Annotated in this window: 8 protein-coding genes; 3 read left to right on the top strand and 5 right to left on the bottom strand. The window is 47.9% G+C overall.

What is annotated here, in order from left to right; all coding sequences use genetic code 11:
- Positions 1-22: 22 nt before the first annotated feature.
- The 3 genes from DDF78_RS11495 to DDF78_RS11505 are packed head-to-tail and all read right to left on the bottom strand — an operon-like array spanning position 23 to position 3,096.
- Positions 23-949, bottom strand: coding sequence for a site-specific integrase (locus DDF78_RS11495; RefSeq protein WP_152581048.1), 927 nt, complete (start codon positions 947-949; stop codon positions 23-25).
- Positions 939-1,619 carry a restriction endonuclease subunit S gene (locus tag DDF78_RS11500; RefSeq protein ID WP_202613286.1) on the bottom strand — a complete coding sequence of 227 codons (681 nt, stop codon included), beginning with the start codon at positions 1,617-1,619 and terminating at the stop codon, positions 939-941. The genes DDF78_RS11495 and DDF78_RS11500 overlap by 11 nt, the downstream gene beginning before the upstream one ends.
- Positions 1,620-1,632: 13 nt before the next feature.
- The gene (locus tag DDF78_RS11505) at positions 1,633-3,096 is read right to left on the bottom strand and encodes an ATP-binding protein (protein WP_152581046.1); all 1,464 of its coding nucleotides are present in this window, start codon (positions 3,094-3,096) and stop codon (positions 1,633-1,635) included.
- An 881-nt stretch (positions 3,097-3,977) separates the two neighbouring features.
- Between DDF78_RS11505 and DDF78_RS11510 the strand changes: the two genes are divergently transcribed.
- The 3 genes from DDF78_RS11510 to DDF78_RS11520 all read left to right on the top strand — a co-directional run bounded on the left by DDF78_RS11510 (position 3,978) and on the right by DDF78_RS11520 (position 6,209).
- Positions 3,978-4,688, top strand: coding sequence for a helix-turn-helix domain-containing protein (locus tag DDF78_RS11510; protein ID WP_152581045.1), 711 nt, complete (start codon positions 3,978-3,980; stop codon positions 4,686-4,688).
- A 26-nt stretch (positions 4,689-4,714) separates the two neighbouring features.
- Positions 4,715-5,443, top strand: a complete 729-nt coding sequence (locus DDF78_RS12175; RefSeq protein ID WP_237564672.1) for a hypothetical protein — start codon at positions 4,715-4,717, stop codon at positions 5,441-5,443.
- 169 nt (positions 5,444-5,612) lie between these two features.
- Entirely contained in the window at positions 5,613-6,209 is a 597-nt protein-coding gene (locus tag DDF78_RS11520) for a restriction endonuclease subunit S (protein WP_202613287.1), read from the top strand.
- Between the two features lie 90 nt (positions 6,210-6,299).
- On the opposite strand, the gene DDF78_RS11525 is transcribed toward DDF78_RS11520, so the two are convergent.
- Both DDF78_RS11525 and DDF78_RS11530 read right to left on the bottom strand, forming a co-directional pair.
- Positions 6,300-8,030, bottom strand: coding sequence for a DUF6119 family protein (locus DDF78_RS11525; RefSeq protein ID WP_152581044.1), 1,731 nt, complete (start codon positions 8,028-8,030; stop codon positions 6,300-6,302).
- A 110-nt stretch (positions 8,031-8,140) separates the two neighbouring features.
- A complete protein-coding gene (locus DDF78_RS11530) occupies positions 8,141-9,763 on the bottom strand; it encodes a type I restriction-modification system subunit M (RefSeq protein WP_152581043.1) in 1,623 nt (540 codons plus the stop codon).
- Positions 9,764-9,832 lie beyond the last annotated feature (69 nt).

A 9,832-nucleotide genomic window follows, 5' to 3' on the forward strand; every position in this document is an offset into this window, starting at 1 on the left:
CATTATGGTGATTGTGGGTGAGTCACATCAGACCAGAAAGAGAACGCATGACGAGGTCGACATCTTGGTTCTCAAGCTCTTGGATGATGTGCAGATAGGTCTTCTGAGTGGTGGTCATGCTCGCGTGGCCCAGACGTCGAGCAACGCTTGCAATGGAGACTCCGGCGAACAGCAGCAATGATGCATGTGTGTGCCGAAGCCCGTGAATCGTGATCACTGGGATTCCAGCTTGGGTGCAACGTCGCGCCAGATAATGGTTCGCCGTGGAGTTGAAGATACGCCTCGTTGCGAAAATCGGCTTGTCAGCAGGCATGTTCTTGATCAATTCCGAGAACTGGATGATAAGCTGCCAGTCTATCTGGATCTTACGCACCGAGGAACGGTTCTTCGTAGGAGTAAAACCACCTTGCTCCTTGTAATTCCAAGTCTTGTCGATTGACAGAGTCTGCCGAGGGAAATCGAAATCGTTCGGCGTCACTGCCATCGCCTCGGAGAAACGAATGCCTGTTTTGGCAATGAGCAGTATCGCCCAATCCCAGCTGAGCGCCGTTCCGAGCTGTAGGGAAGTAAGCAGCTTATGCAGCTCGAACTGATTGAGATACTTGGGTTTCTTCTGCCGTGGAGCCTTGCCCTTGATAATTGCCTTGCGCGTTGGGTCACGGTTGATGAGTCCCTCATCCACGGCGTCAAGAATTGCGCCCTTGAGCTGGTGATGGAAGTCCATGGTCGTCTGCCGTTCGTGCTCGGCCGCGTAGTCATTCAGCAGTTTCTGATAGGCCACGCGGTTGATCTCACACACCTTGAGCTCCGGCGCGAGCCGTTCGAGCCATGATTGCGTGAGCTTGTACTTGTTCATGGTCACCGCGCGTATCGCTCCTTCCTTGTACACGGTGATCCACTGCTTGTAATACAGATAAAAGAGACTGTCCTTTGTCGTGTCAGCAAGCATGATTATTCCTTTCATTCAGTGGCTTACGCTTGTGAAAGGGTCTATGTTCCAGATTAAGGCATAATGCATTGCGCCTCTTCCGATACTTTTGGATTGGATGCGAAAGCTTACGCTGATGAAGGGCGATGAGGGAGTCCACACTTTTAAAAAATCTTGCTATTTTCTCAATTTCGTCTTTTTCTGTAGGCAAAGTGATTTCAAAATTTTTGACTTTTCCAGCATTTAGATTTGCTTGTGTACCAGTTGAAATTAATATATTCCATTCACCTAGTTCATTAGCTTTGCATAATCTCTGATAAACAAAGTCTCTAATATCAACATCATCAAATACCATATTGTAGAATGCCTGAGACGTTGAAACATCAGTATTTAGGATAGCTAACTTACCTACACTTGCATACATGGCTAGGCTTATTGAACCTTTAGGAACTATCCAAGCAGCTGAATTTTTTAACCCTTTATCAGAAATATGCTTTTCTGTATCATCTATAAATCCATTTGAATTAGTGATATCGGATATTCCTAAAAATGGAATATCACCATCATAAAAATCTTTATTAGTTGACTTAGGTGTGCCACCAGAGCCGCCTTTTATGTACAATTCTGATAGCACATACTGTTCCCAAGCAACAGCAAAACCAGGAAAACGCACACACTGCTTACGCAACAAAGTTTCGGTCAGTTCACGCAGCCCGATACCGCTGAAACTTACTTTGCGGTTTGTCTGGTATCGTTAGAGAGAGCCTGCCATCGTCAACCATTGGCCGTATATACCGTTTCCTGACATATTGAATGTTGTAGCCTAGGAAATCAGTGATCTCCTGTGCAGAACGTGGCTGGGAGCAATATTCGAGAATATCCTGAATGATCTTATTGCTGGGGCGAGCCTTTTTCCGCCTGCGATCAGTGGTATTGACATCAACGGCGTCATCATTGCCCACGGCTTCATTGAAGAACCGTACAAGGAATGAGCCTTTATGGTCAACGAATTCCGGCTCGCGCAGTCCATAGGATCGTGCTTCATCGCGAATTACTGGTATGCCGGAGTGACGATTCTCAGCGATTTTCTCAATCTCCAAAATCGACACCAAAGTAGGATTGCGGGTAGGCATGTTGGCGATTCCGAGCTCGTTAATGCTCTGGCCACCATAGATTCCACCGGGATTCCAGCACTCCAATCGATCGCTAAACAGCACGAGTCGTATAGGCGTCCCGTTGCAGTACGGCCCGTAATCGCGATGCATGAGCGCGTTGACGACGATCTCGCGCACTGCAGTCTGCGGGTATTGCGCAACATCGGCGCGCTTGCCGTCGCGAATCACTACTTTGGTTTTGCTGTTACGCGTTACGAATCCCATGACGCCTTCTATCATTTCGTCAATGGTGCCTTCGTATCGTTTGTTGTCGATGAACCGTTCCTCGGAATCATGGTGCAGCAATTCCGTACCATTGACCGCGATGGCGGTGATGCACAGATTGGGGTACACCTGCTGCGGGTAATCGCCAAGCGTCATCATGCCGGCCAATGTGGGTTTCCCATCGCGCATTATCCCCAAGAGCGACAGCATCTCGTCACGAGAACGCCTTTCAAGCAGTGGGCGTTCTCTGGCCGCGGCGTCGATGAAGCGAGACACTTTTGCTGAATCCAGCATGGTGATGCTCGCTAATTCATCCACATCGACATCGTCACGGCGGCCCTCTTTAAACGATTGAATTTCATAAAGCTCAGTCGCAGTCATGCGCACATCGGCATCGCCAATGCGCGTGTAGCTCCCCTCGGGAATTCCTTTGATGGTGCGATAGACTGGCCGCTCGCTCATGGATCGCCCAGTGATATACATCGCGATCACGGTCTTCCCGTCCATCTGGGCTACTTCGAACACCGGTCTCACCCGAGGTGTCATGGCTTCACACTGGCCATGCAACTTCTTCTGCAGATCCTGTGCATCATAAACACCACAGACCGTGAAGCCTTCGCTTTCATCAATGCCAAACAGAATGATGCCTCCATCATTCTGATTCGAAAATGACGACAATGAATCGTAGACGTGCGGCGCACCATCTTTCGCAGCTTTTACCTCCAACGTCTGCGTCTCACAACGGCTGCGGATGACGCTGTGGACCAGTTCTTCAAGTTCACTGAGCATAAGTATCTACCTCAATTCTTAGATATACCTATAAAGTCTGTATCATTCTACGAAATATTATATACATCTATCTCAAAATATATCCAATATTCTTGTAGTTTTGAGTATATACATCTAAAATATAGGTATACAATATCTCAACATTGAGGTTTCAACATATCCAGTTTCCAATTGTGAACCGATGACCGGTCCAAGTTCTCTCAATGGTGCCCATCATCGCTCACGACACCAAAAACAATATTATAGACTCGTCGACCATTCCATTGGCGAGTGCGCAGCGTATCAGGTTCAGTGATTTCGACCGTACGAGGGGCTTTCCGATTGCTATGGCATCTCCATGCAACTTCCGTCCCGAGTCGGATAAGCATGCGTGCGGCGCGTTCGTCGCACGAGTGCGCAGCCTGATGCAGGAACGTCCATTCCGAGGAAGGGCTCACATCGATCACGCATCGGTAGGCGAATTCCTGCCTTTCCCTCTACTGATTTACTACCACGTGCCAGCCACCACGTTTGATCTGTTCATATGAAGCCGCAACCTGATCCTGCGCTTCTGAACCCATGTGCTGTCACCTCACAGGTATTGTGAGCACATATTGGAACCCCAGATCACACGTCAAGCTCATTCATCAGATCGTCGACACTGTCGTATCCATTGTTACGTTTGGGATCCTTTACCTAGGTATATAGCTATTGTGGCACAAAAGAAGTCGTAAGATAACTGTGTCGACGTGAATCGAAAACATCTGTCTGCAATCTAGCCGTTCCTTAAGCATTAGCAAAACGTAAACGGATATCATGTTCCGGCTCAGACTTTGACCGTATGCATAGCGATATATACAGAACTATTCAATTATGAGAATAGTTCTGTATATACTGTTTATATGACGATTCGAACGGATAGCACATTGCTTACGCAGCAAGAGGCGGCACGCGAACTCGGCGTGAGCGAGCGCCGTATCACGGCTTTGCGGCAGTCCGGAGACATTACCTCATTTGCCAATGGACGCAGAGGAATTCTTATCACTGCCGATTCCGTGCGACATTATGCGCGGTTCTCTGGCGAAGGAGGCCGCCCTTATTCTGAGCATATGGCATTCGGGGCGTTATATCTGATTTCGGGCGAAGTCGCTTCATGGCTCAGTGCACAGCAGCGTTACCGCCTCAGGCAATACTTGCGGAACGTCAATGCAGAGAATCTCGTGCGTTTGACACGGCGGAGGGCAAAGCTTCAGGAATATTGGTGTCGGGCTTCGCTGCTGGAAACAGTACGTACGCAAATACGGATTTCGGCTGCAACTGACCACCTAGCCAGCAAGTTTCATTTGGCCTCAAGCACCCTTATCGAAGGCTATGCAAATCAGGAAACTGCTGAGTACTTGGTGGCCAAGTATCGGTTGAAACTCAACGCCGCACCAGTGATGGTTCGTCTGCGAATCTCCGAGAAACTTCCAAGCAGCGAAGGAGACATGCCGATAGGGGTATGTGCTGCGGATCTGGCAGAATCCGAGGACCCACGAGAGCGACGCGCCGGGTTGGAGACGCTTACCGGTTTGCTTGCTAGCTTCAAAGAAGCAGGCGACAACGGTAAATAGACAATGCGAGAAAGAGGGTGACCACAGTGAAAACGATCAACATTCCCAGTGAAAGCCCTCCTTGGAGCACTGTTTACGATGTAGCCAACGCGAATATCCAAGATGCGTGGATGCTTGTCGGCGGACTTATGGTTCAATTGCACGCCATAATGGGTGGTTTTGAGGTCCGACCGACCACGGACATGGATCTTCTCGTCGATCTTATGTCTGATCGACGAGGCATCAGCAAAATACGAGGCGTGCTTTCGATGCATGGCTTCATTGTGCAGCCAGAGACGCTAACCGGATATACCACGCGGATGAGGGCGGCCAATGGCAACGAGGCAAATCTTCTTGTCGCTGATCACCTTCCTAAGTCCTTCGAAAGAAGCGCGTCTCTAGATGGCAACCCGATTCTTTCCATGCCAGGCGGCGCTCAGGCCATCGAGCGCAGCATGCGGGGCATAATCGCGGATGATCGAAAACGCTCAATGATCCGCATTCCTGACCTCCTTGGTGCCTTGATGCTCAAAAGCGCCGCATTCGCTGCCGATCATGCTGGATACGGCGAGCGTCATCTCTATGACGCGGCGATGCTGGCATCGCTGATAGACGACCCAGATGCCGAAAAGACACGTCTGCACAGCAGAACAGATCGAAAACGAATCAAACTCCTACGCGAACAAATGACTGGAAACGCGCCGTATTGGGAAAGACTAGATGAAGTACACAGACAAAACGGAATCGACACTATTGAGGTTCTTGCCGAGTGGTGATTGAGCTCTCAACTTCATAATTTCTGTCATAGGCAACTCGTTCGTTGAATCACGCTTAAACAAACATGGAATAACGATTCGAACGATACTGGAACTCTAACCGCTGTTATGCAATTCGGGAGTTTGTTGCCTTACTCGATCACGGATTCTTGGCATTGCAACTTCTGTATTGATTGAAGTTTATGCTTGGGAACAGCGCAAGCTGGGGGATTTATACGAAAGATTCAATGTGAAGAATGACCTTACCTATGGAACCGATAAAGTCATCTCTGTCGCAAATATGTATTTCAAAGATGATGTGCGGGTCTCTGACTTAGACTATCTGAAGACGTATAACGTTTTCAAGGTCGGAGACATCGCATTCGAAGGCAACAGAAGCAAGAGATTTGCCCATGGCCGGTTTGTCGAAAATACCATCGGAGACGGCATAGTATCTCATGTGTTCGTTGTTTTTCGACCACTTGTGAAAATGGATTTGTGGTTTTGGAAGTATGCCATAAATAATGAGGATGTAATGGGACCTGTCCTCACCAGAGCCACAAAATCATCAACAATGATGACTGATTTAGTCGTTTCCGATTTTCTTAATGAGACTATTAGGATCCCTTCGCTGTCGGAGCAGAACAAAATTGGGCAGCTTTTCGTCCAGCTCGACGACCTCATCGCCCTTCATCAGCGTAAGCTCACCCACATTAATCCAATATCAAAACATAAAAACACGAAAAATCACTTCATCTGCATAATACGGTTGCACGTGAAAAGGTAATGCCCGGATTTTTGCTAGTGAAAGGATTTATGCGAATGGCAATGAAAAACGAACTTCAGAACCGGAACGCTGGTATAAAACTTATCAATACTAATGTTTTTTGCGAATAACAGAAGCAATATTGAGCTTGATACCCATACTTGCAAACCTATGATCATGCCGTACTAGATTAATCTTAGTAAACGTGAATAGAGACTCCGCACTTAGTGGTTTGTCATCTTGTGCCATGACTACAACAACTCGTTTAGGCTTTGTTTCATATTCAGAATCGTTGCCGCCGCCCGCTTCATTAATCTTTTCCTGTAATTGACGCCTAGCCTCTTCATCTGTACTTAGCAAATCAGCCGAAACAAGCGTCTGAGCGAGCAGATGACTTGCAGGAGCTGACGAAGAGATATGTTTTACGTGTACGAAAATGCCACTCTTAAGAAGAACATCACATGCTTCAATTCCAGATTTACTTCCTTTTGGACGAATAAGCTGTTGATCAAGGCATAGCCCACCAAGGTATTCAGCGAGAGCTGTATTATATTGAAGCTCGGCATTATCATGTCGTTGCTTATCTTTATCATCAGGTATCTGATAGATAGGCCACTTGGGTAATTCATCAAAAAATGGCCCCCGAGCAAAGATTGCATTAACTTCCTGACTGATAGTCTCGACATATTCTCTATCCATGACGTACCATCGGTTATTCTGCAGAAAATATCGCTTGCCATTAATATTAGTTTGATATGTCAACCATTTTTTGAGAGGAATGTGCTGACTTAACACATCAGTACCAGCTTGATCTGAATAAAGTACCACAGACATCTTTCGAAGCAACCCTAATCGAAGTGATTTATCTGCATCGCGAACAGGATTTAAAAGATCATCCAGCGTAGGCATCGAATCCTTTATTTCCCTTCTTCCTACGCCATATAGTTTATAGCTATTTGCCTGTCCAAATTCATCAATCATTTCATAAGGATATGAAAGTTCGACAGAACAATTAGTTTTCTCATCTATAGCGCTAATAAGTTTTTGATCTAGCTCTTCATTAATCTCTTTCTTTTTAATTAGGGTAAGATTCTCCAACGCTGCAAGTTCTGTCGATATAGGTTTTCTATTCAAGATATTCTTGATTTGAGAAAGGTTCTCTAAAAGTTTCTGAGGTGACTTTGAGAGCGGAATATTCAAAGAATCCGCCCCTCTAACTGTTATTGACTTACCTATACTGCCAATGCCTTCTATGGTACCTTTAGCGACCAAACGGGTCACAAAATCTCCAAGCTCCTCAAAACCCAGACTCCGAAGAGTTCCACCAGAAGGAATTGTTGAACGTATCATCTGCGGGCGCTCCGCTAACGTCGTTTTGTTTAAGGTGTTTAAGCCATCTGAAGAAGCGCAACGAATCGCAACTCGTTGTCCAAAACCTATGTCGATATAATTCTGATCAAGTATTTGAAAACCCATGCCAAAAGTTATAGCCCACGCGGAATGAAGGCCCTTTTGCATTTCCGATTTAATCAATGCTCCGTCATCAATATCAACATCAGAATCATCAGGAACAATAATAACCGCTGACGCTGTCGTATTACCAACATTCAAATTCTGGTTAGTGAGTTCAGAAACCGTTTTAGTCCAACTAGCTCTATCGTGCTCTATTACACCCCAGAAAAGAAGTGCTTGCCTATCTGCTATAGAAACAGACTCACACGTATACTGATGGTCCTCATTCTCAAAATCACGATATTTTCCACATATTGCTGCATCATAAGTAGGTAAATCTACCAGTCGGTAGAGAGTCATACGAACTTCGTTATTTCTCTTCCTGCCCATCCCATTCCTTTCACCTCTTAATAAGTCAAATCATGATTCTTTTCATATCTGACGTAAACACATTGCCCGTTAGTAAAGAAAATTGAACTTGAATCTTTCAGTAGCTTTTCTCACACTTCCACACCCAACACCCGCAGCTGTTCTTTGATCTTGGCTTCGAGCTCGGCTATCTCTTGGTCATCCTGCTTGAGCTGGCGGTTGACCTCGTTGAGGTCGATGGGCGGCTCTTCTTCGAAGGTGTCGACGTAGCGGGGGATGTTGAGATTGAAGTCGTTGTCGACTATCTCTTGCAGCGGCGCGACGTGCGCGTATTTGTCGACATCTTTGCGACTGCGATACGTGTCGATGATCTTGTCGATGTTCTCTTCGGAGAGCTTGTTCTGGTTCTTGCCTTTGACGAATTCCTTGCTTGCATCGATGAACAGGACGTCCTTTGCGTCCCGGTTCTTTTTGAACACGAGAATGCAAGTGGGGATTCCGGTGCCGTAGAACAGGTTCGCCGGCAGGCCGATCACGGCATCGAGATAGTTGCCTTGGGATTGCGCGGCATCAGATTTGATGAGCGCCTTGCGAATCTTGGCTTCGGCAGCCCCACGGAACAAGACGCCGTGCGGCAGAACGATCGCCATAGTGCCGTTCGCATTCAGGTGGTACAGGCTGTGCAGCACAAATGCATAATCGGCCTTAGAAGCCGGAGCCAGGGCCCCGAAGGGGTTGAAGCGCGGGTCCTTGAGCTTGTTTTCGTTGTTGTCCCAGTGCGCCGAATACGGCGGATTGGCAACGACAGCATCGAAGGTACGCGGATGATCGACGCCCGTTGTAGGGTCTGGGCCGTCGGGCCAGTCGGTTTCGAGCGTATCGGCATTCGACAGCGTCATGTTGTTGAACGAGACTCCATGCATCATGAGGTTCATACGCGCCAGATTGTATGTGGTCGTGTTCAGCTCCTGGCCGTAGAACTTGACGGCTCCCGGCTTGTTGCCTCCCGGCAGCTCATTTTGCACCGTCAGCAGCAGCGAGCCCGAGCCGCAGGCCGGATCGTACACATTGAAGGCGTCCCCGGCCGACGAGACATCGCTGGTGACCACGCGAGCCAGTATTTGCGATACCTCATGAGGCGTGTAGAACTCGCCGCCCTTCTTGCCCGCGTTCGCCGCGAACATGCCGATCAGATACTCGTAGATCTCGCCAAGGATGTCCTTGCCCTGCTCATCCTTGTATTCGATGCCGTCGATCAGCTTCACGATGCGGTTCAGGGACTTCGCCCGGTCGTTCGTGTTCGAACCCAGCCGCGAATCGCCCAAGTTGACGTCGTTGAAGACGCCGCGGAAGTCCTTGGCAGCCTCTTTGTTCAGCGAGGCGTTCTTGTTGAAATTATCGAAGATGGTCTGGTAATCACTGGGAATGATGAGATTGTCGTCGATTCGCTGGATCAGGGATCTCCACGTATCCTGAGGCGCGATCGCATAGCCCAGATACGCCGAGATGTCTTCGAGATAATCATTGAGATCATCGCCAGCAGCCTGTTCGGCATAAGCTTCGTTAATCGTCTGACCGGGATTGATGTCGAGGACATTGTTGTTCTTGAGATAGTCCATCTGGTGCCCGGACAAATAGCGGTAGAACATGAAGGCCAGGATGTAGTTCTTGTATTCGGAGGCGTCCATGTTGCCTCGTAGCTCGTTGGCCATCGCCCAAAGCTTGGAAGTAGTGGATTCAAGAGTGTTGCTCATAATATGTCGGTTCTCCTTATACAAACATCTGCTGAAGCAGTGCTTTTTTCTGCTGTTGAAGGTGGGTGA

The sequence above is a fragment of the Bifidobacterium tibiigranuli genome (assembly GCF_009371885.1).
Classification (GTDB): Bacteria; Actinomycetota; Actinomycetes; order Actinomycetales; family Bifidobacteriaceae; genus Bifidobacterium; species Bifidobacterium tibiigranuli.

Coding starts and splice junctions, on each gene's coding strand:
- DDF78_RS11525 (WP_152581044.1), bottom strand. CDS start 8,030: ATGGGCAGGAAGAGAAATAACGAAGTTCGTATGACTCTCTACCGACTG.
- DDF78_RS11510 (WP_152581045.1), top strand. CDS start 3,978: ATGACGATTCGAACGGATAGCACATTGCTTACGCAGCAAGAGGCGGCA.
- DDF78_RS11495 (WP_152581048.1), bottom strand. CDS start 949: ATGCTTGCTGACACGACAAAGGACAGTCTCTTTTATCTGTATTACAAG.
- DDF78_RS11530 (WP_152581043.1), bottom strand. CDS start 9,763: ATGAGCAACACTCTTGAATCCACTACTTCCAAGCTTTGGGCGATGGCC.
- DDF78_RS11505 (WP_152581046.1), bottom strand. CDS start 3,096: ATGCTCAGTGAACTTGAAGAACTGGTCCACAGCGTCATCCGCAGCCGT.